Origin of the sequence: Variovorax sp. CCNWLW235, from assembly GCF_037204085.1 — a bacterium.
In the GTDB taxonomy this organism is placed as follows: Bacteria; Pseudomonadota; Gammaproteobacteria; order Burkholderiales; family Burkholderiaceae_C; genus Variovorax.
Genome location: NZ_JBBCBW010000029.1, coordinates 38,636 through 60,908 on the forward strand (window position 1 = coordinate 38,636; position 22,273 = coordinate 60,908).

A 22,273-nucleotide genomic window follows, 5' to 3' on the forward strand; every position below is an offset into this window, starting at 1 on the left:
ATGGATGAATGGCGTTTTCGCTCGGTGCTTCAGGCAACTGCCCACTGCTCCGCGCGTGCCAGATCGGGGTCCGTCCCGAGGGCGCGGCTTCTGTCGGTGGCTTGCGCGTCCTGCAGCTGCGCGCGATGAAAGACGGCGCGGAACAACTCGGTATCGCGCAGGTCGGCGCCTTGCAGGTCGGCATGCCGGAAATCGGCATAGGTGCAATCGGCGCCCGCGAACACCGCGCGCGCCAGCTTGGCCTCTGCGAAGTGGCACTGGTGCAGTTGCGCGGCGCCGAAGTGAGCACCCGGCAACGCGGCCTCGGTGAAAAGCGCCTGGCGCAATTGCGCCTTGGTGAAGCGTGCACCCTCGCCCTTGGCGGCGCAGAAGATGGCTTGCGGCGCCTGTGCGTTGCTGAAGTCGCAGCCGTTCAAGGTGCTGCCCTGGAAGTTGCATTGCCGCAGCTTCGCACCCGCAAAGCTGCTGCCGCTCAGGTCTGCATCGGCAAACTGGCATGACTCGTAGTTGCCGCCGTCGAAGCGCATGTTCTCCAGGCTCGATTTCGAGAACACCACGCGAGTCATCGGCGCGCCCACCCAAGTCATCAGGCTGAGGTCGCAGCCGGTCACTACCGTGTGCATCCACTGCGAGTGGTCGGCGTTGACGTCGACCAGCTTCGATTGCGAGAAAACCGCGGACTCGAGGTTCGCGCCTTGCATGCCGGCATGGTCGAGCGCGCAAGCATGAAACCTCGCCATTGCCATCGATGCCTCGCCGAACTGCGCATGCGTGAGGTCGCATTCGCTGAAGGTGGTGGTGTGCAGATTGGCACTGCGAAAGTCCGCGTGGTCGAGCTTGCAGCAGTTGAACACCGCATGGCGCAGGTTGGCGCCTGCGAACAGCGCACCGCCCATGTCGCACTGGTCGAACACCGTCTCGCGCACATCGGCCTCGCGCAGGTCGGCGCCGCCCCAGCGGCACTGCGTGAAGATGCCGCCGCCCAGGAACGTCTTGGCGTAGTGGCCGCCGCTGAAGTCCTGCCCCTCGAAAGCTTCGCCCAGGCCGGCGCCCAGCGAAAGGAGTTCGGCGCTTACCTTCATGCCGCATCTCCTGTGGAACTGCCCGCTGAACGGCTCGCGGCGTCGCGCGCCGCGGCAACGGCCTGCTGCTCGGCGTTCAGGCGCGGCCAGGTGCGGCTGCGTGTGAGCAATGCGCCGTCGAACTGCGTGTCCCCGCTCAGCGCCACCCGCGTGAGATCGGTGCCGAAGAGGTTGGCGCGCCGGAAGTCCGCGCCGATCAGGTTGGCGTAGCTGAAGACCGCGTCGTGAAAATTGGCGCCGGCCAGCCGTGCGCGGCTGAAGCGGGTCTTGCGAAAAAGTGCGCCCTTGGCCGAGGCCAGCCGTAGGTCGGCACCTTGCAGGTCGGCCATGCCGAGGTTGGCGCCGTCGAGCAGCGCCTTGGGTGCGCGAAGGCCGATGGCGCTGCATTCGCCGAGGTTCGCGTTCGACAGGTCGGCGCTGCTCGCGTCCAGCCCGTCGAGCACCGTGTTCTTCACGAACACCGCTCCCTTGGCACGGGCGGCAACCATGCGTGCGCCCTGCAGCTGACAGGTAACGAAGGTGGTCGACTGCAGCAGCGCGCCGGAAAGGTCCACGCCGCGCAGATCGCACTCGATGAAATTGGCACCGCTGAGGTCGGCCTCGCGCAGGTCGAGCCCCTGCAACGCGAGCTTGTAGAAGACATTTCCTGCAAGCTGGGCGCCGCTCCAGTCGGCAACGCCCCACTCTGTTTCGAGCAGGTTGGCGCCGGCAAGGTTGGTGCGCCGCATCTGCGTACCGGCGAGCGGCGTGTGCATCAGCATGGCGCCGCCCAGGTTCGAGCGGTCGAACACAGCGCCGTCGAGCCGCGCGCGGCCCAGGTTGGCGCCGGTGAAGTCGGTCTCGATGGCCATGCAGCCCTGCATGTCGGCATGCGCCAGCACCGCGCCGGCAAACTTGCAGCCAGATATGTTGGCCTTGCCGAGGTTGGCGCTCTCCAACCATGCGCCTGAAAAATCGAATCCGTGCAGGTCGAGCCCCGACAAGTCGACCCCCGTGAGATCGATCCACGGCAGCGTGCGATGGCCTTTCTCGGCCAACCACTGCACTTCTTGCCGGCGCCGGGCCCCCTCCTCTCCCCGGAGCGCGAACGCCGGCGGCTGCATGTGGGCCGATTGCAAATAGCCCAGCCGCTCGGCGCCTTGGCGATCGCGCAGCTTTTCCAGCAACTGGGGTTCGGGCATCGGCAGTTTGCCGAACTGGGCCTTGAGTTCGGCCAGGTGCTTCTCGGCGGTGTAGAGCGGCGGGCCCCGGTGGGCCAGTTCGGCCAAGCGCTTTCTGTCTGCGTCGCCCAGGGCGAGCAGCTTCTCCAGCTGCGCCAGCATGTCTTGCGCGGCGGCGATCTGCTGCACCTCGGCTTCCTTCTGGCTGGCCTTGACGTAGGCGGGCAACTCGGCCAGGGTCGGCGGCTTCTCGCGCACCGGCGGCTTCAGGCCCAGCGCGTCCGGGTCTTTGCCGAAGGCGACGGCCTTCTCGCGCGCAAGGGCCACGTCGATCTCCGCGCGCCGAAACTGCGCATCGGCCTGGAGGCCGTCCATCCTGTAGATCTCGGCGGTCTTCTCGAACCCGGGGTCGATGGTGTCGATGTCCTCCGGCACCAGGTCGGCATCGTTCAGGCTTTCGATGCCGCCTTGCACCGGGTCTGTGCGCCGGGCCAGCACGTCGGCATAGTGGGCGTCGCCGCGCGGCTGGCCCAGACGCTCGACGGCAGTCATCAAATGATCGATGTCGCTGCCGTCGTACTCCGCCACTTCGGCCAAGCCGTGCCAGATCAGCAGCATGCGCTCCACTTCAGGAAAGAACCACACGGTGGTGAGCCGCATCGGCACTTCCTTGAACTTGTGCGACTCCCCCCCTGGCGCCACCTGCTCGGGCGGCAGCCGGTAGTTGGCGAACACGCGCGCCCGCAGGCCCGGCAGGTGGCCCTGCAGCAGCGGCTTGGTCGGGTGCAGGTTCTCGAGCGCAAAGGCCTCGTCGCCTCGCAGCGGGGCGTCCAGCCACTGGTCCCGTGGCGCCATGTTGAAGTGCCGCCAGTCCACGTCAGGAGGGAAACCCGGCGCATGCTGCTTGAGGTAGTTCTCGTCGTAGGTGCCGCGCAATGCGGCGCGCTGCGGATGCATCATCTCGAGCGCACCGAATCCCGCGGGCTGCACCACGTCGCCCGGTGCGGTGATACGCGAACCGGCCAGCTCCAGCGGCGGCAGCCAATGCACGCCGCCGACCGCCGCGGCGCCCATGCCCAGCGGGTTGTCGGCCACCGCAGGGCCGCCGTACGCATTGGCCCAGTCCAGCGCCACCGGCTGGTAGACCTCCGACTGCACCACGCGCGCGCCGTCCCAGTAGCGCGGCGAGAAGGCCATCACGGCCTTGCCTGCACTACCTAGCCGCACACGCGCCACGGCGCCGCGCGAACCGGCCTCGCCCGCATGCACGCGGCCGACCACCAGGTATTCGGGCGTGAGCTTGGCAATGCCTTCGTCGACCAGGGGCAGCGCCATCAGCTTGGTGATGCAGTCCCACATCGACTGCTCGCGCAGCAGGCCGCCGTCCTCCGGCGACATCGGTGCGAACAGCATCGTGCTGACGCACAGGCCGGCCTTGGACCGGTACTCGATCGGCCGAAAGCTCAGTGCGGCGACATGGGGCTTGAGTATCTGCATGAAGAACGGGTGGTGTCCTGGGCGCGGTGTGCGAAGCGGCGCTCAGTCGGCCGAGGCCGGCGGCGTGGGCAGGCCCTTCGAGGCGGCCGGCTGGGGCGCCGCGGTGGGCATCTTCGACGAGCCCGCGGCTATCTTCGAGCCGCTGTCCGCAACTGCATCGGGTGGCGCGCCCAGCTGCTTGTCGTTCGTGTACTGCGCCGCCTTGTCGGCCGGCGCCGAATGCAGGCGAATGTTGTCGGGGTTGGCCCAGCCGTTGTCCCTGCGCGCTTCGGCGATTCCCTTGGCGGCGTTGAGGCGCGATGCCATGCCGTGCAGCCCGAGGTTCTTCGCCTGCGTTGCGGCTTCTTCGAGCGCGGCCGCTGCGTCCGTGTACTGCTGGTTGGTGGCCTTGATGTCGGTGTAGGCGGCCGCGATCGAGTAGGCGACCGCACCGATTGCAGCGCCGATGGACGCGCCCATGGCAAACGCCCCGCCGGCTCCCGCGCCCGCACCGCCGCCGGGCATGATGACCTTGGCCGCGCGCTGCTCCACGTCGACAGGGGAGATGCTCAGGTCCACACCTGCAAAGCCGAGCTTGAGCGCCGCCGCCGTCTCCATTTGCAGCGCCAGGCACGAAGCCATGCTCAGGCCCATCATCGTGTCGATCGACAGCCCCATGAAGGTCGAGCGCGCCATGCCCATGTTGGCTTCGCTGTTGACGCCGATATAGCCGCTGGAGTTGGGCCCCAGCACGGTGGTGTTGGAGCCGTTCGACGTAGCGTTGATGTTGCCCACGGCGAACATCTCGAGGTTCGAATTCGACACCGCCTTGATCGAGTTGGCGAAGATGCTGTGCGCGCCGACGCTCGCGTCCACGCGATCCGCGTTGGTCGCCAGCTTCAGCTCGCCCACTGAACTTATTGCGATGTTCGCGCCCGAGGTCAGCGCAACCGCGCCCACCGAATTGACCGTCATCGATGCCGAGGTCTGCGAGAACGCGCCTACGGTGGTCAGGGTGTAGGTGCTGTTGGTGTGCGAAGTGACGGCGCCGTTCACCACCGTGTCCTGCTTTCCCTTGGTGCCGACGGTCTGGTTGCCCAGCGTGGTGGTGAAGGTGTCGGCGTCGAACTTGTTGGTCTGCGCCTGAACCACGTGGTTCATCTGCGTCTTCATGACCGTGTGCTCTTCCTTGCCCTTCACCATGATCGTGCGGTGGCGATCGACGGTCAGGCTCTGGTCGCGCATCACGTGGCCGGAATCGTCGTTCTCCACCGTGGTCGCCATGTTCTTTTCGGCGTGGATGTTCAGGAGCTCGTGCCCCTTCTTGTCCTCGAACATGATCTCGTTGTAGTTCCCGGGGCCACCGCCCGGCGTGGAGCGCGTCTTGAATCCGCTCTGCGTGGGCGACTTGTACGGAATGGGCTGGTCGTCGTTGTAGACGCGGCCGGTAATGACGGGCCGGTCCGGGTCGCCGTTCATGAACTCGACGATCACCTCTTGCCCGATGCGCGGCGTGAAGTAGCCGCCCCAGCCTTTGCCGGCCCAGGGTTGCGAGCAGCGTATCCAGCAGGTGGCCTTGCCGTCTCCGTCGTTGTAGCGGTCCCAATGGAAGTGGACCATCACGCGGCCCTCGTCCACATGGAGCTCCTCGCCTTCGGGGCCGCAGACGATGGCGCTCTGCGGGCCCGGCATCGTCACGCGCGGCGTCAGCCGGGGCGGGCGGAACGTGCGCTCGACCGGCAGCGCGGTAATCAGGAAGGCGCTGGCACCCCGTGCCCCGGTTCGCAGCGACGGTTGCCGCTCCAGGAGCTCCGTGAAGGCGGTCATCACGTCGGCATTGACGGCGTCGTCGAGGATCGCCTCGGACAGCAGCGCCGCGGCCGATTGCGACTCTGCGTCGTCACTGGCGCCTTCGTAGCCCCGATGGCTGGCCACGAACACGCAGCCGCCGATGACGTACTCGCCGTCGCGCAGGCCGCCTCGGTCGCCCTCGAAGTCGAAGCTTCGCCCTGCTGCAACGTCGGGCCAGGAGGTAAGGCCCCAGTGCCGCTCGCGGCGCCCGTCGAACTCCTCCAGGTGCACCTTGACTGCGGCGTCCACCTCGTCGCCGGTGAAATAGTTGCCCGGGTATTCGAACACCTCGAGGTCGGAGAGCTCGTGCTTTTCCTGCACGTCCACCTCCACGCTCAGCGGCTTCTTGATCGCCTTGTAGTCGACGTCGCGCGAGGCGTACTTGCCACTGTCGAAGCGGCGCACATCGATCCATTCGCTGATCTCGTTGAAGCGCGCCTCGCTCACGTCCGGAGATGCAAAGCGCAGCTTGGCCTCTACTGCAAGCTTCTCGTGGGCAATGCCGCTCGCGTCGGACAGGTGCATCGTGCCGGGCGCATCGTGGGCATCGAACCAGTAGTAGATGCCTTCGGCCTCCAGGAGGCGCGAGAGATAGTTGTAGTCGCTCTCCTGGAACTGCACGCAATAGCGGCGGGCCGGATGCGTGCCCACCACGTTGTCGGTGCGCGTCTTCTTGAAGCGCTTGATCGGGCTGTCCTCGAACACCGCATCCAGGATCCCGAGCACCGGCTTGTCCTGCAGGATGCGCGAGTTGGTGCGCTTGGTCAGCAGCCAGAACCACGAACGCAGCCGTATCTGGTAGCGAAAGTAGCGCCCCAACTGTTGCCCACGGGTAAAGCGCACCGCATGTCCCTGGCAATGGCGCTCGTGCGTGGCCCCGTCGGCATCGGAGAAATCGATCACCACGTCGAAGGCATGGCCGAGGATGTCCTTGGCGTCGATGAAGGCATTCTCCGAAAGCACCGTGAGCTCGTAGGTCGAGGCCCTTGCCAGCGCCTCGTGGCCGGCAATGGACCAGAACATGAGGTCGTCCTTGGCGGGCGACTCGCTCTCGATGCGGAAATCATGCGACATGTGTTGTGTTCTCTTCAGGCGTGGCGTCGGGCGCTGCTGGGCACTAGTCGAAGGCGTAGGTGAAATCAGCGTCTTTCACATCCAGCGCCACACGGCGGATCTCGCCGCCGGACGCCAGCCGCTGCAGGTACTCGACAGAGATCGTCGGCAGCACCGTGTTGGTCAGGATCGCGTCGATCACGCGGCCGCCCGACTCCGGGTCCTGGCAGCGCGCGACCACCTGCTCGACCACGGCTTCGCTGTACTCGAAGGGCACGCCGTGGTTGGTCTCCACGCGCTTCTTGATGCGGCCCAGCTGCAGCCGCACGATCTTCTTCATCATCTCGGGCGACAGCGGGTAATAAGGGATGGTGACGATGCGGCCCAGCAATGCAGGCGGGAACACCTTCATCAGTGGTGCCTTCAGCGCATCGGCCAGCGCGTTCGAATCGGGCAGCAACTCGGGATCGCGGCACATGCTCATCACGAGCTCGCTGCCGGCGTTGGTGGTGAGCAGGATGATCGTGTTCTTGAAATCGATCATGCGGCCCTCGCCGTCTTCCATCCAGCCCTTGTCGAAGACCTGGAAGAAGATCTCGTGCACGTCGGGGTGGGCTTTTTCCACTTCGTCGAGCAGCACCACGCTGTAGGGACGGCGGCGCACCGCCTCGGTCAGGATGCCGCCCTCGCCATAGCCCACGTAGCCGGGCGGCGCGCCCTTGAGCGTGGAAACGGTGTGCGCCTCCTGGAACTCGCTCATGTTGATGGTGATGATGTTCTGCTCGCCGCCGTAGAGCGCCTCGGCCAGCGCCAGCGCGGTCTCGGTCTTGCCGACGCCCGAGGTGCCGCACAGCATGAACACGCCGATCGGTTTTTGCGGGTTGTCGAGCCGCGCGCGAGACGTTTGAATGCGCCGCGCGATCATTTCTAGGCCGTGCTTCTGGCCGATGACGCGCTGGTTGAGCGTGTCCGCAAGCTTCAGCACCGCCTCGACTTCGTTCTTGACCATGCGGCCGACGGGAATGCCGGTCCAGTCGGCGACCACCGAGGCCACGGCCTGCTCGTCGACAGAAGGCAGGATGAGCGGCGACTCGCCCTGCACCGCATGAATCTTTGCCTGCAGCGCATGCAGTTCTTCAAGCAGCGCAGCCCGGTCTTCGCTCCCTCCCCCGCTGGGGGAGGACTGGGGTGGGGGCACGTCGGCTTTCGCATCGCGCTCGGCGGACGCAGCATCCACCGGCTTGTTGCCCGCACGCAATTTGCTGCGCAACTCCAGCAGCCGATCGACCAGCCCTTTTTCTTCCTGCCAACGCGCATTCAGCCCCTCGAGCTGCAGCTTGGATTCGACCAGCAGCGCCTCCACCTGCGCCGAGCGCTTGGCCACGTCGATGCCGATGGCTTCCTCGCGGCCGATGATCTCCTGCTCGACCGTCAGCCCCTCGATGCGGCGCATGCAGTCTTCCACCTCGGGCGGCGTGGCGTGCTGCGACACGGCCACGCGGGCGCAGGCGGTATCGAGCAGGCTCACGGCCTTGTCGGGCAGCTGGCGCGCGGGAATGTAGCGATGCGACAGCTTCACGGCCGCCTCGATGGCCTCGTCGAGCAGCTGCACGCGGTGATGCTTTTCGAGCACGCTGGCCACGCCGCGCAGCATCAGGATGGCCTTCACCTCGTCGGGCTCGGGCACCTGCACCACCTGAAAGCGCCGCGTGAGCGCCGGGTCTTTCTCGATGTATTTCTTGTACTCGGCCCACGTGGTGGCGCCGATGGTGCGCAGGTTGCCGCGCGCCAGCGCCGGCTTCAGCAGGTTGGCCGCGTCGCCGGTGCCGGCTGCGCCGCCCGCGCCCACCAGCGTGTGGATCTCGTCGATGAAAAGAATGATGGGAGTGGGCGAGCTCTGCACCTCGTCGATCACCTGACGCAGGCGTTGCTCGAACTCGCCCTTCATGCTCGCACCGGCCTGCAACAGGCCGATGTCGAGCGTGAGCAGCTTCACGTCCTTCAGCTGCGGGGGCACGTCGCCGCGCGCAAGGCGCTGCGCAAAGCCTTCGACCACCGCGGTCTTGCCGACGCCGGCCTCGCCGGTGAGCAGCGGGTTGTTCTGGCGGCGGCGCATCAGGATGTCGACGATCTGCCGGATCTCTTCGTCGCGCCCGGTCACCGGGTCCATCTCTCCCTTTTTTGCCTTGTCGGTCAGGTCGACAGCAAATTTCTTGAGGGCATCGCCCTTGCCCATGGCAGCGGGCGCCATCGCGCCCGAGTCTTCGCCCGGTGCGCCGCTGCCCATGCCGGTGCCGTCCTGCGCGCGCATCTGCGATTCGGGCGATGGGTCGCAGATCTTCACGAAGTTGTCGGCCAGGTCTTCGACCTTGATCTTCTCGAACTGCTTCGACAAGCCGAAGAGCGGGTTGCGCAGGCTCTGCGTCTTGAGCATGCCCACCAGGATGTAGCCGGTGCGCACCTGCGCCTCGCCGAACTGCAGCGTGGCGTAGGTCCAGGCTCGCTCGATGGCGTTCTCGATGTGGGGAGAAAAGTCGCTGATGGCAGTGGCTCCGCGCGGCAGGCGGTCGAGCGCGGCCGTCAGGTCCTTGGCAATCACCGACACGTCGAGCCCGTAGTGCTGGATCACGCGGTGCAGGTCGGAGTCCTGTGCCTGCAACAGCTGGGCGAACCAGTGCTCCAGCTCCACATACGGATTGCCCCGCATCTTGCAGAACACCGTGGCGCCTTCGATGGCTTTGTAGGCCAGCGAGTTGAGCTTGCCGAAAAGGGCAGTGCGGCTGATTTCACTCATGGAGGACTCCGTATCTCTTCAAGACGAATGAAGATGGGTTTATTGAAATGGAAGCGCGTGCGGCCGCCGGTTCGCGCCGGCCGGCTGGCTTGCGATGCGCACGTCGGCCGCGTCGCGCGCGCGCGGCCTTTGGCCGAGCCACGCAATCCATCCGAGGCGCGGCGCATTCCCTTTTGCCTGGCCCAGGCGCGTGGGCGGCACCTGCGCGCCTTGCAGCGCAAGCTGCGCGTCCCACTCGAGCTCGTCGCCGAGCAGCTGCTGCATCCAGCGCTGCAGCACGGGCTGCGCATCGCCGATGGGAAGGAACATGCGGTACTGGTCGAGCGTGAGCGGGCCCACGTGCAGCCGCACGCGGTGCTGCCGGTCCCACGCGCGCGTGCCGAGCATGGCGCCCATGCCCATCGAACGCGAGGTCTCGCCCTGGCCGAGCCGCGTCAGCTCGCCGGCGGGCAGGCTCATCCAGTGGCCGACCCAGCGCTCCAGCTTGAACGGCACGCCGAAGTAGCTGCACAGCACCGATTCCACACCTTCGGCGTTGTGCACGCGCCGCGCGAGCCAACCCGAAAAATGCAGGCGCGCGTCGTCGTGCACCTCGTCGCGCCCGATGCGCCCCGGCGCGCCGATGCCGACCAGCGCACCGACCTGCAGCCTGAACCTGTCTTCGCCTGGCCGGTCGAGCGCCACGGCCGGCCGCGACTGCGCCCAGGCCCGGTAGAAGTGCAGCGAGAAGCGATGCGAGAAGCTGTCCAGGAAAGCCAGCCACGTGGGGTCGCCCTGGTTGATGCTTCGCTCGCGAATGAAGTCGCTCAGGTGCACCGGCAGCGGGCCGTTGGGGCCGATGTAGCTGAAGAAATGCTGGCGCAGGCGCGGCGGTGAATAGGCGGTGGCGGGCTCGAAGCGGCTGAAGCTGGCGGGCGCAAACGAGAGCGAAGGCTCCTGTCCCACGCGCACCGGCTCCGCGTTCGGCAACAGTGCGCGGCCCCAGCGCGGCGTGGTCGCTGCAATCGATTCCAGCCGGCGCAGCACCGCAAAGTAGTCGAAGGCCCACGGCTCGGCCGACCACTCGCGCAGCGCGTTGTCCACGCGCGTGCCGACCGGCTCCCCGCGAGCGACGCTCACAGGATCTGGCGTGTCCCGCACAGCGGCCTCCAGCGCATGATTTCGCCCTTGCCCGCAATACGCAGCACGGCCTCGACGAAGTGGTTGACCTCCACGTGGCGCGCCAGGTAGCGCGCCATCACGGCGCCAAAAAGAAAGACGCTGTGGCCGTGGAACGCATCCTTGTCGACTTCGAGCGTCACTTCGAGACCGCGGCCGAATGCGATCGGTCCGGGCAGCGGCAGCCTGCGTGCCACGGGCTTGCTCTTCACCGACAACAGGCCGCGCACCTGGCCCTGGCGCATTTCATCCGCGTGCGCGGCGTAGAGCATCAAGGTTTCGCGCAATGCGGCGGCGCCCTGCTCGGGCGTGCTGTCCGAGAGCGACAGGTAGTTGAGCGCCAGGTGGTCGACCACGCGCCAACCGAGGCCCTGGCTGACCACCGGCGACACCGGCCGCGAAGGCCCGCGCACCATGCGCACGCGCTGCGCCGGAAAAGAGTCGATGCAATCGAAATCGTTGTCACGGCCCAGCGGCATCAGGAGCGGCAAGTCGCGGTTGGTGCACAGCGCCGTCACCGCCAGCTGGCGCAGCGCGGTCGAATACGGCGCCTGCTGCGGATCGACGATCTGCATGTACACCTCGGAGCCGATATGGCTGCTGCGGTGCCCCTCGGTGCGCTGGCGCACCGAGAGCATGCGCGGCTCGCGCGTGGTGGTGTAGTAGGCCGGGTGCGCATGGCGGCTGCCATGAAAGGCCGAATAGAACGGGCGAAACGACTGCTCGGCGGCCACTTCCGCCGTGCCGGGTGCGCCGTGTCCGGTGACCTCTGTCACCGTGTGCACTTCAAAATCCTGCGGGCGCGTGCGGTCGGGCACCAGGTGGAACTGGCTCACGCCTTCCGACACGGGTACGCGGTCGAGCCGCTTGCTGAAGAGGTTGGCCACCGGCACGCAATGCAGCTGCACGTTGTCCGCACTCACCAGTTTTTCGAGCGCCGCATCGCCGCGCGAGAAGAGCAGCACGATCTCGAGCTCCGCCACGGCCATGTCCGCCAGCAGCGGCTGCAGGCCGCCGATGCGGGCGAACTGGAATCGCTGCGGAAACGCGAAGTACTCCTGCAGCAGCCTGAAGCCCGAGAAGCCGGTGGCCGTGACCGGCAGCAGCGCCTCGTCTTCCTCGAAGCCCACCGGCTGGATGGCGCTGCCGGGCAGCGTCTTCATCGCGCCCTGCATTGCGCCGCCGGGCGCCATCGGCCGCACCAGCACGCCCACGGGCTGGCCCAGCGCGCATTCGTGCAGTTGCCACGCCACGTCTTCGGCGCCGCCGAAGTGCAGCAGCAGCTCGTCCATGGCAATCTGGCTGAAGTTCAGCCCTGCCGTCGCGCGCAGCGCAATGCGCAACCCGCCGCGAATCGCGCGCGACTGCGGGTGCGCATTCAGCGGCAGGTCCGGTGCATAGGTGAAGTACTGAGCCCGCAGGATCTCGATGGGCCAGACGCGCAGCGCGCTGGCCGTGCGGAATTCGCAATGCGTGTTCTGCCCCACCGCCTGCCGTGCGCGCAGCCCGCTGCCGCGCGGCAGCGTCGGACCGGTGGCAAGCTTGGCGTCGTCGGCGTCCGGCACCACCGACACAATGGCCATGGCCGGCGTGGGCGCCAGGAAGTGCGGATAGACGATGTCGAGCAGATGGCCCGTGAAGCGCGGGTATTCGGCATCGAGCTTCAGCCCCACGCGTGCCGAGAGGAATGCGGTGGCCTCGATCAGCCGCTCGACGTACGGATCGGCGACCTCCTGGCCTTCGATGCCCAGGCGGTGCGCAATCTTCGGAAAGGCGCGCGCAAACTCCGAAGAGCTTTCGCGGAAGTAGCGCAGTTCCTGTTCATACAGGCTCAGCAACCTGGGGTCCATGGCGGACTTACCTCTGGGATTGCGCCATGTCCACGATCTCTATGCGGCCTTCTTCCAGGTCGACGCGGCTGCGCATCAGGAACTCGAGCGGCACGGGCTGCGCCCACAGCATGCCGCGGATCTGCAGGCCAATGCTGTTGTGAGAGTCCAATGCCGAGCCTTCCATGACGAGTTCAACTTCGAGAGTGCGGGACAGGATGCGTGGCTCGAACTGCAGGATTGCGTTCTTCAAAGCCTGCTCCATGCTGACACGCTGCACCGACGAGGTGTACTGGCCAGACAGCATAGGCAATCCGTAATTGATGACGGAGCGCGCCGCATTGGGAAAGCGCTTGTCGTCCATGGCAAGGCCGTAGCTGGTGGCATTGAAAAGCCAGCCGAGGTCGCGCAGCACTGCCTGGCGCAGCGCCTGCTTGGTGAGCGTGCGCTTGTCGTCGCTCTCGCGCTTCTCGTCGGGCGCATGGTCGACTAGCCGGTCGAGCAGCGACGGCTGCAGCCGCTCCTGCGCGGTGAGTTCAGCCATCGGCGCCGTCCTCGGCAGGCGTGCCGGCCTCCGCGGCGGCGGTGGTGGCCGGCGTGAACAGGATCTCGCGCACGTCCATCAGCGCGTACTCGCCGGCGTCGCTGCCCAGCACGCGCTGGCCGCTGCCGATCCACACCTCGGGACGCAGTTCGCGCCACTCGGTCTTGCGGGCGAGCTGCAGTTCGCCGTCCGCGCTGTTCTCGCTGCCCTCGTAGCGCGTGGGAATCAGCGCAAGCGTCTCGCCGCCGTTTTCGAACTGCAGGTGGGCGGGCATCCAGACGCAATCGCGCAGGTCTTCGGGCGGCTCGATCTTGATGTGCGCAAGCCGCACATAGGGAATCCAGTAGTACTTGCCATTGACGAAAGCTTCGAGCACCGGGCCGAGGCGCATGTCGGCATCGGCCAGCCACTCGAACGGTGCCCCGTCGATGGTGCCGCCGATGGCCGGCGCGGCGTCGAAGGCGCGCTGTCGCAGGTCTTCTGCCATGCCGTCTTCGCCGCGGCCCTGGCGCAGCAGCGATTCGATCAGCAGCGCCAGCCATTCGTCCGGCTGGCCGAACACCATGGGCGTGCGCTTGCCCGCGAACACTTCGGCGCGCAGGCCCTCGCAGCGCACGGCCTCGCCATACACCTGCTTCATCGGCACGGCCAGCGCGTCGAGCTCGGCTGCCACGGTGAGCTGGTTGAGGGCGCGCTCCCACTGGCCCAGCACGCAGAGCAGCTGCGCCATGAAGACGCGGTGCTTGCTGTCGGACGGCTTGGCACGCACTTCGTCGCTCAGTGCCTTGAGCGCGGCCACCGGATCGGCGGCCTTCAGCAGTTCGGATGCGGTCATGGTGTGGGGCCCCGGTTGGTTTCGATCACTCGGCGGATTCGAAGACGCACTCGCGCACCGCGCCGCGCGCGCCCGCCTCTTTTTGCGGTGCCGAGCGGATGCTGAAGCGCCTGAATGCGAAGCTGATGATTTCCGTCGGCACGCCCAGCACGCTGTTGGTGAGCAGCATGTGGCTGGTCACCCGCACCTTCTCCATGGTGAACTCCAGCATCGCCTGGGCCTCGGTCGACTTGACGTCGCCGCCCGACTTGTAGACGCTCACGATCACCTTGCCGGCTTCGGCATTGACTCGCAGCAGGCTCGCGATGGAGGCCGTGGCCGCATCGGTGCGGCGAACGACGATGAAGTTCGACAACGCGCGTGCCGCGGCAGCGCGGCCGGATTGGGAGTGCTGATGCCCGCCCCAGAAATAGCCGGCAATTTCCAGTCGCGGCTTGCCGTCTTCGAACTGGCGCGCCAGCTCGCCTTCGATGGGAGTGCCCGAGTGTTCGATCAGCATCACAAGATCGCAGCCGCTCGCTCCTCCCAGCGCAAGATCGAGCATGCGCAGTGCGTCGTCGGGATCGGGGACTCCGTTGGAAGTCATGGACATGGGCTTCTCCTTCTCGGTGATGTGTGATTCGGTGGATGTGGGCGGATGGACGTGTGCGGAGGGGCCCGTTCAGGGCGCGGCGAGGTTCGTCCAGCGCAGCATGGCGCCGTACACCTGCCGCTCGCGCTCGGGCGTGAGCTGGCCGCGCACCCGCAGTTCCGCGGTGTGGGTCGTGGCTTCGGCGGTGCCGGCGCCGAACAGGCGCGGTGCACTGCGGGCCTGGGCCGGCGCTGCCAGCACCAGCAGCCTGGCCGGCCGCCCGGGCTTGAGCCACGGCAGCGCAAATCTTTTGGAGGCAGGCGACTCGCGCGTGCCGCGTTCGAAGCGATTGGCTTCGCCCAGGTCTTCGGGATAGACGGGCCGCAGGACGCCCTGCGCATCGACACCGACCACCACCAGATCGATCGATTGGCCGCTGCCGTTGCGAACCATGAGCTCGGCACGCTCTCCCGGCCGCAGCTGCAAGGCGCCGCCGGCGGTGTCGCGCACGTTCGCGCTGCGCAGCACGCGGCTGTCGTCGCGCACCTCGAGCACGGCGTCGAAACCGTCGAGCCGCCCGTCCTTTGCCAGATCGGCAAGACGCGACATCCACTTGAGCTGCGCCAGTGCCTGGAGCCGCGCGCGGGCTTCGGCCATGTCTCGCACCACGATGCCGGACGGCGCAGAACCCGCCTCCGCAGCCGCAGCAAATGCGGGAGACAGCAACTCCAGCCGGCCGCCCGCCGCGCCAAGGTCGACCCAGCGCACATCGGCTTGCGCCTCGCCCGCCGTGCGAATGGAGGCGGGGTAGTCGAGGCTGATCCCGCCGGGCAGCGCGGAATCGCTGCGCACCCGCAGCGTCGCCAAGGCCGGCTCGCCCATCGGTGTCACGCTCCATGAAGTGGCCTGCGCGAGTTCGGCCAAGGCCGGGGGGACCGCCAGCCGCGCGCTGCCGAGATCGGCCTGCGCCAGCCTGCCCTGTGCCGTGCGCTGGAGGCCGTCGGCCAGGGTGGCGACGATGCGCAGCTCCTGCCCCGGCTCCAATCCGTCGAGCAGGCCGGCCTTGAGCGTGAGGCTGCCGCCCGCGCGTTCGGCACGCCACACGGGCCGTGTCGAAAGAGGGGCCGAGGCATTGGCGAAGATCGGCAGGTCGATGTTGCCCTCCGCCACAGGCGACGGCAACTCGCGCGCGGGAAAGCGCGATTCGAGCTCTTCGATCACCGGCGGGTACAGGTCCAGCACGCCGTTGAACAGGTCGCGCCAGGTCGCGGGCTTCTGCTGCAACGCCTCGGCCACGGCCCACGTCAGCAAGCCCTGGGGCCGCGCGTTGCGGGCCTTGCGCGGCAAGCGCAGTTCGGGCGTGACCTGGTGGCTCTCCGACGCGAAGAAGGCCACATAGCGCGCGCGGGGCACGCCGGCCGCAGCCTCGGGCAGCGCCTGCATCGGCTGCGGTGCCGCAGAGGGCCCGCTCGCGGCAAGCTGGCCGGCACGCACGCCGCGAAAGCGCACTTCATCGTCCGCGGGGCCGGCGTCTTCCAGCGGCTGTGCCGCGCTGCTGCGCGTCATCGAGGCCGCGGAGCAGGTATCGAACACCGACCACACGAACACGTTCTTGCCAAGGAAGGCGCGGATCCAGCGGTCGAAGTCGACATCGCGCAGGCCGCCCGGCAAGCTGCCGCCTGACGCGTCCGTGCCGCGGGCGTCGCGCGCCAGAAAGTTTTCCGCCAGGCCATCGGGCTCCTGGTAGCGCTTGGTGCTGTCGCGCACCCGCGTGCCGTGCCCTGAAAAATAGAGCATCACGAAATCACCCGAACGGGACTGCTCGAGCAGCCGGGCCAACGCCTCGTTGATGCGCTCTGCTTCGGGCAGCGAGGCGCCCGCAACACCGTCGGCCAGCACCGTGACATCGGCGGGCGCAAAGCCCTGCTTCATCAGGGTCTGCCGCATGAGCATCACGTCGTTGCGCGGCGCCTGGAGCCACAGCGCCTGCGGCTGGTTGACGAGTTCGGAGACGCCGACGAGCAGGGCGCGCTGGGTGGCGAACGAAAAGCTGCTGCAGGCAAGCAGCCACGCCATCAGCAACGTTTGCAGGAAGCGCCGCTGTGTTGCTCCCTCTCCCCTTGGGGAGAGGGTTGGGGTGAGGGCCGACGGCGATACAGAGGACGATGCTTTGGCGAAGGCACCTGCCCTCACCCTGCCCCTCTCCCGCAAGCGGGAGAGGGAACAAGACAGCATGCCGGCCGATGTCATGGCCGCTCCGAAACCGGCCCGGCCGACTCAACCAGCGGCGATGCCGCGAGCACCGCGAGGCCCCCGACCGGATCGGCCGCGCGCAGCCGCCAAACGCCGTTCGCGCCCGGCCCGCCGACCACCTCGGCCCGTGCCGCCTGCAAGAGCCGGTCGGCCTCGTCGATGCGCACGCCGTCCTTCCAGCGCACGACCAGGTTCGCTGCTGGCGCGGCCTCCGGCACGGTGGGCACGCTGCGGAAGCGCACGTCGTCGTCCGCGGCGTCGCGCCCGCCGGGCAGGCCCACGTTCTGCACCACCACAACCAGCGCGAGCACTGCGAAGGCTGGGCGCACCCAGCCCTCGGCACCGAACCAGCGGCGGATGCTGCCCCACCAGCCGCCTTCGGGCCTTGGCTGCGGCTTGGCGCGCGATGTGCCCGGTGCCGCGTCCGATGCGCTCCCGCTGTGCGAAGCCGGCTGCAGCGCCGTGCTCAGCTGCAACGCAGCATCGCGATAAAGCGCCTGGTAGTCGGCACGCGGGTCTTCCATGCCCAGCGGCGTTCCCGAGAGCACCGAGAAAACGCCTCCCACGGTGCGCAATGCGATGTGCCCGGGCTCGGGCGCAATGGCCAGCGGCGCTTGCGCGGCCCACTCGTCGTGCACCGCGCGAATCGCAGCCAGCCGCGTGGCCGAGACTTCGCCGAGAACGCGCGCGCAGAGCTGCGGGCTGGGTTCGAGCGTGAGCACATTCCAGGCCTGCACCAGTCCGAAGGCGGGCTCGAAAGGCTCGTCGTCGGGCTCGAGCAGCACGTCGTACGCGCCGGCCCAGTCCGCCTCTCCCGCGGCCATCCAGCCCTGCCAGAGATTGCCGTGGATGCAGCGGTCGAGCAGCACGCCGAGCAGACGCCCTTCGTGCACCACGCTCAGAAGGCGGCCCGGCGCCCAGCGTGCCGAGAAGGCACGCTGGGCAACAGCCTCGCGGCGCCGGGCCAATTCGGTCAGCGGAAGCAGAAGGTCGAGCACGGCACGCGGGGGCGCAGCCGCGGTGCCTTGCGCGGCGCGGGGTGGTGCCGTTCCCGGCATGGCCACGACGGCCATGCCGGCCTGGGGGCCCCCGGCATCGGACGCCGCGGGCGCGGCGCCCCCGACCTGGAACGCACTTCGGATCACGCTGAGAGGGGGCCAGAGTTCGGTGTTCATGGCGGTCTGTTCCTGAATGGCTATGTCTTCAGGCATAAGACGCTTCAGCACCGAGGATTTTGAAAACCTGCAGGATCGCGGCCATGTTGTCGGGCTCGATGGCAATACCCAGCGTCTGCTGGATCCAGCCGCCGAGGCGGGTCTTGGCGTAGTCCGCCGTGAGCCCCTCGCGCTTGTGCACCAGGCCCAGCCGGCCCGCACGGTAGTGATAAGAGGCAATGGCATGGCGCGAGGCAATGCCCGACAAGCCGCCCTCGGCCTCCTTGCCGAAACCTTCGCACAGCAGGATGCGCTCAGGCTCGGGTAGCTCGGCAATGAACGCGCGCGCGGCCTGCTGCACCGCGCCGGCGCTCAGCCCGTGCTCCGCAAGGCAGCCCTCGTGGTCATCGCTGCTGCCGATGGCGTCTTCGAGCTGCGCCTCGGTGACCTGGTCGCCAATGGAGAGCTTGCGGCGGAACGAGCTCGCGCGCGTGCAGTCGATGAGGTAGCGCCTGAAATACGCGCACAGCGCAAACGCGCTGGAGGGCGCGCTGTGGCTCGCGCGCTCATCGGCCTCGTCGGGGTCGGCATCGAGCCGCAGCACCTTCACGTAGATGAACTGCGCCACCAGCTCCTGCCGCCCTTCGCCCAGCACCTGGAGCTCGGGCGGATTGCAGGCCACGAGCGCATCGCCCACGATGCGGTACATGGTGCCCATGTCGCTCGAGGACAGCGTCTGCCGGCGCCGCCAAAGGCGGACAAGCTCCGTACTTTCCGCGGACGACAGCGTTTCCTGCATGAGACGACAAGGATTCGGAAGACAGCCGGGCTAGTCGTCCACGCACACGCCTTCGGTCGGCACCAGGCATTGCGGCAAGCCAGCGCCCACCGGACCGCCGCGCGTGCGAATGGCCGAAGACACCGCCGCCGAGGCCACGGCCAGGCCGCGCGGCAGCAAGATCCAGAGCTGCCCGCGCTCTTTCATGCGGCGCGCGTTGGTCGCGGCCTGCTGGCCATTGCCGAAGAAATAGTCGGCCCGCACCGCGCCGCGGATTGCACCGCCGGTGTCCTGCGCAATGGTCAGCCGCTGCATCGGCGCACCGGTGCCGGGCGCGCGGGTAGACACGAACACGGGGTAGCCGAGCGGCGTGCTGCGCGGGTCCACCGCAATCGAGCGGCCGGCCGACAACGGCACGCCGAAGGCACCTACAGGCCCGCCCGCGGGCGATGTCGATTCCTTGAAGAACACGTAGCTCGGGTCCTTGATGCCCGAACCGATGACCGGCCCGGCCGTGCGCCGCCCCGGCACCACGACGGCGCCGCTGGCGGTGGGCCGCGCGAGCGTGAAGCCGCGCGTGCGAATGGTGTTGGTCGAAGTGCCACCGGCGTCTTCGTCGTCATCGCCGTCGTCCAGGTCCAGCTCGATGGACGAGCCGCGCACCTTCACCGGGCTGCGGGGCTTGCCGTTGGGCGCCTGCGCCAGCGTGGGACGGAAGGGCTGGCCGTTCTGCTCTGCGTAGGCCACGCGAATGATGTCGCCGTTGGCCAGCTTGATGCGGCCCGATCCCTGGATCTGCATTTCGTAGAGCGCGGTGGCGCTGCTCACGAAGGCCAGCACCTTGGCATTGGGCGCACCCTTGGTTTCGATTTCTTCACGCGTGTAGTACGGCAGCAGCTGCTTGCCCTCGATGCGCAGGCGCACCTTGCGGTCGAGCGTGTCGCGCGTGATGGCCGAGAGGTCGAGCGCATAGAGGCCCGGCGCACCCATGTCGCGCGTGCTCAGGCCGGTCTGCACCACCACGTTGCGCCCTTCGACCCGCGCCGCCACGGTGCCGTTGCCGGCCGGCAGCTTGCGCGCATCGGCAAACAACATGTCTTCGGGCTGGCCGTACACCGGGTAGATGAAGGGCGCCGCGTATTGGCGGCTGCCCGGGATCTCGGGCTCGAAGTAGCCGGTGACCACGCCGTCGGGCTTGCGGTCGTCGTCGCGGATCTGGTAGGCCGAGAACTCCTGCTCGAAGAAGGCGCGAATGGCCGTGCTGTTCTTGCTGTCGACCCTGAGGGCGCGCGCGCACACGTCCTTCCACTCGGCACCGCGGCCGGTGAGCACCTTGCAGCTGCCGAGAAACGCCGGCCAGCTGTCGGAAAAATCGTCGCGAGCCCAGCCCGGCACGGCGTCGAAGCTGACCGAGGTGTATGTGGCCAGCTGGGTGGAGAAGGTGCGCGCCTGGCCGGCCACGCTCGAGCCGACCGGGGCCGGGCGCGATGCAGCCGCGGGCGCTCCGCTTGCCGTTGCCGCTGTGCCGGAAGCGGCTGACCCGGTGTTGGCGTTGGCATCAGCGTTGCCCGCAGGCGGCGTGTTGACGCAGCCTGCTGCGAACACGGCCGCGGCGGCGGCAGCCCAGCGAAGGGCGGAAGAAATGAAAATCGGCGACTGCGTGTACATGAAAGCCTCCTTGTCCGGAAAGACGGCCCCTTCGGGCCAATGCTCTACAGACGATTACTTCTCGACGATTTTGAAATTCGCGACGCCATAGACGTCGTTGCATGGGGTGTTGGGCGCGCACACTGGCTTGCCCAGCAAAGGCGACGGCCCCGTGCCGCGCGTGGCTTCGAGCGCCGCCAGCACGGGCAGGGGAAACTGCGGAAACACGCCGTCGTTCTGGACGCCAGAGGCGCCGAAGTCGCGCTCGTGCTCGCTCACGAGCACCGCGAACTGGTTGGTGCCGGCCGGGCCGCCCGCATCCATCGGCCACGAAGCGCGCGGCAGCGAGACCGGGCTGCCTGCGGTGATCTTGTTGTGCTTGTCGAGCAGGTTCGGAAACAGCAAAAACATCTCGCCGCCGCTGGACAGCAGGAACACGTAGACGAAGCCGTCGCGCTTGCTGCGCACCTCGAAGGCGAGCCTGTCCTTGCCGATTGCGACCTCCGGCTTCTTGGGCGCAGCCGCCACACCGAAGCCCGGCGCCGCGCCCGCGGCGAGCGACTGCAGCGAGTCGAGCGGCGTGCGGGGTGCCGGTGGAGGCGGCGGCGAGGGTGGAGGCGCTTCGGCCACGCGAGCCTCGGGCGGCGGTGGAGGCGCCACGATGGCCTGCTTGCCGCCACCGCTGTCGCCTTCCGCGGCCGTGCGGCCCTGGTACCACCACCAACCACCGCCAGCCACCACGGCGGCCACTGCCAGCGATGCGATGACGGGCACGGCCTTGCTTTTGCCTGGGCCACCGCCATCGTGCGAACCCGGCACTGACGTCTTTCCGCCGCCGATGATGGTCGGCGCATCGGCGTTGCTGCCGGCCTTGCGCGCGCCTGTGGAAACCGGCGGCGAAGTGCGCGGCACCGGCGCGATGCTGTGGCCCACCTCCAGGTCGAGCGCCGCGCGGAACTCGGCCATCGACTGCGGCCGCGACTCGGGCCGCACGCCCAGGCCCGCATCGATCGCCTGCAACAGCCGCAGGCTGTAGCGCTGGCGCAGGATCTCGTTGCCTGCCAGCGGCACATAGCTGTCTGACAGGAGCCGTGCCACCGAAGGCGGCGGCGCGCGTCCGCAAACGGCCACATGCATTACCGCCGCGAGCGCATAGACATCGGTCCACGCGCCTTGGGACATGTCGGGCATTTCGGCGTACTGCTCGATGGGTGCGTAGCCCGGCTTGAGGATGACGGTGATCGCCTGCGTCTTGTCGGTGATCACGCGGCGCGCGGCACCGAAGTCGAGCACCACCGGCCGGCCCGAGCCTTCGAGCAGGATGATGTTGTCGGGCGCGATGTCGCGGTGATAGCAGTTGGCGCCGTGCATCACGCCCAGCGCCTGCGTCACGCCGTCCATGATGCGGATGAGCCATGCCTCGTCCACGCCCGCCGGAATGGAAACCAGCGCCTGGCGCAGCGTGTCGCCGCGGTAGAACGGCATGACCATGTAGGTGGTGCCGCGCTCCTGCCAGAAGCGGTAGACCTTCAGCAGTGAGGGATGGTCGAACTGCGCGAGCAGGCGGGCTTCGTTGATGAAGCTGCGCATGCCCAGGTCGAAGGTTTCCCTGTGGCGCTCCGACAGGGGGACGACTGTTCCGTCCTGCTGCCTTGTCGAGAGCGATGTGGGCAGGTATTCCTTGATGGCGACGACGCGTTCGAGGGCGTGGTCCCAGGCTTCGTAGACGACGCCGAAGCCGCCCTGGCCTACGACTCGGGTGATTTCGAATTCTGCGAGGCGGCTGCCTACGGGGAGGAGGCCGGCTTCGTTGGCTTCTGTGGCTGGGCTTGTTGGTGGGGTGTTGGACAGGCTTGTGGGGCTGGCTGTGATTACCGTGACTGAGGTGTCTGTTTGCTGGACGGGTCGTGACATGACCTGGGTGCGGTCGTCTTCTGTCGGCTTGTTTGTCTTAGGTGTTTCGGTCATTGGCTGGCTCCCGTATGGACGCTGACGGGGGCTTGCTTTCCGAGGCCGGGTGTCGCCCCGGCGGGCGACCTACTTTTCTTTGCTTCGCCAAAGAAACGTAGGCAAAAGAAAGGCGACCCC

14 protein-coding genes are annotated in these 22,273 nt (G+C 67.7%); all 14 read right to left on the minus strand.

The features are described from left to right. Window positions 1–29 precede the first annotated feature (29 nt). The 14 genes from V9L21_RS23705 to V9L21_RS23770 all read right to left on the minus strand — a co-directional run bounded on the left by V9L21_RS23705 (window position 30) and on the right by V9L21_RS23770 (window position 22,153). A complete protein-coding gene (locus V9L21_RS23705) occupies window positions 30–1,082 on the minus strand; it encodes a pentapeptide repeat-containing protein (protein ID WP_337315277.1) in 1,053 nt (350 codons plus the stop codon). Further along, complete coding sequence (locus V9L21_RS23710) at window positions 1,079–3,739, minus strand: DUF2169 family type VI secretion system accessory protein (protein ID WP_337315278.1); 2,661 nt, start codon at window positions 3,737–3,739, stop codon at window positions 1,079–1,081. Before V9L21_RS23710 ends, V9L21_RS23705 begins: the two co-directional genes overlap by 4 nt. A 42-nt stretch (window positions 3,740–3,781) precedes the next feature. Next, window positions 3,782–6,643: a type VI secretion system Vgr family protein gene (locus tag V9L21_RS23715; RefSeq protein WP_337315279.1), complete on the minus strand. Its 2,862-nt coding sequence runs from the start codon at window positions 6,641–6,643 to the stop codon at window positions 3,782–3,784. Between the two features lie 43 nt (window positions 6,644–6,686). Beyond that, complete coding sequence (tssH, locus tag V9L21_RS23720; protein ID WP_337315280.1) at window positions 6,687–9,416, minus strand: type VI secretion system ATPase TssH; 2,730 nt, start codon at window positions 9,414–9,416, stop codon at window positions 6,687–6,689. 39 nt (window positions 9,417–9,455) lie between these two features. Further along, window positions 9,456–10,535, minus strand: a complete 1,080-nt coding sequence (gene tssG / locus V9L21_RS23725) for a type VI secretion system baseplate subunit TssG (RefSeq protein WP_337315281.1) — start codon at window positions 10,533–10,535, stop codon at window positions 9,456–9,458. After that, window positions 10,532–12,424, minus strand: a complete 1,893-nt coding sequence (gene tssF, locus V9L21_RS23730) for a type VI secretion system baseplate subunit TssF (protein ID WP_337315282.1) — start codon at window positions 12,422–12,424, stop codon at window positions 10,532–10,534. The genes tssG and tssF overlap by 4 nt, the downstream gene beginning before the upstream one ends. A 7-nt stretch (window positions 12,425–12,431) precedes the next feature. Continuing rightward, a complete protein-coding gene (tssE, locus tag V9L21_RS23735) occupies window positions 12,432–12,947 on the minus strand; it encodes a type VI secretion system baseplate subunit TssE (protein WP_157611784.1) in 516 nt (171 codons plus the stop codon). After that, complete coding sequence (locus tag V9L21_RS23740; RefSeq protein ID WP_337315283.1) at window positions 12,940–13,782, minus strand: type VI secretion system accessory protein TagJ; 843 nt, start codon at window positions 13,780–13,782, stop codon at window positions 12,940–12,942. The genes tssE and V9L21_RS23740 overlap by 8 nt, the downstream gene beginning before the upstream one ends. Before the next feature lie 25 nt (window positions 13,783–13,807). Next, window positions 13,808–14,374 (minus strand): type VI secretion system tube protein Hcp, encoded by a 567-nt coding sequence (locus tag V9L21_RS23745; RefSeq protein WP_337315284.1) that lies wholly within the window; start codon window positions 14,372–14,374, stop codon window positions 13,808–13,810. Between the two features lie 69 nt (window positions 14,375–14,443). Next, window positions 14,444–16,429 (minus strand): caspase family protein, encoded by a 1,986-nt coding sequence (locus tag V9L21_RS23750; RefSeq protein WP_337315285.1) that lies wholly within the window; start codon window positions 16,427–16,429, stop codon window positions 14,444–14,446. 170 nt (window positions 16,430–16,599) lie between these two features. Next, a complete protein-coding gene (locus tag V9L21_RS23755; protein WP_337315286.1) occupies window positions 16,600–17,781 on the minus strand; it encodes a hypothetical protein in 1,182 nt (393 codons plus the stop codon). A gap of 28 nt (window positions 17,782–17,809) precedes the next feature. Next, window positions 17,810–18,478: a hypothetical protein gene (locus V9L21_RS23760; RefSeq protein WP_337315287.1), complete on the minus strand. Its 669-nt coding sequence runs from the start codon at window positions 18,476–18,478 to the stop codon at window positions 17,810–17,812. 111 nt (window positions 18,479–18,589) lie between these two features. Continuing rightward, window positions 18,590–20,206, minus strand: a complete 1,617-nt coding sequence (gene mltA / locus V9L21_RS23765) for a murein transglycosylase A (protein WP_337315288.1) — start codon at window positions 20,204–20,206, stop codon at window positions 18,590–18,592. Between the two features lie 54 nt (window positions 20,207–20,260). Further along, window positions 20,261–22,153: a serine/threonine-protein kinase gene (locus V9L21_RS23770; RefSeq protein WP_337315289.1), complete on the minus strand. Its 1,893-nt coding sequence runs from the start codon at window positions 22,151–22,153 to the stop codon at window positions 20,261–20,263. Window positions 22,154–22,273 lie beyond the last annotated feature (120 nt).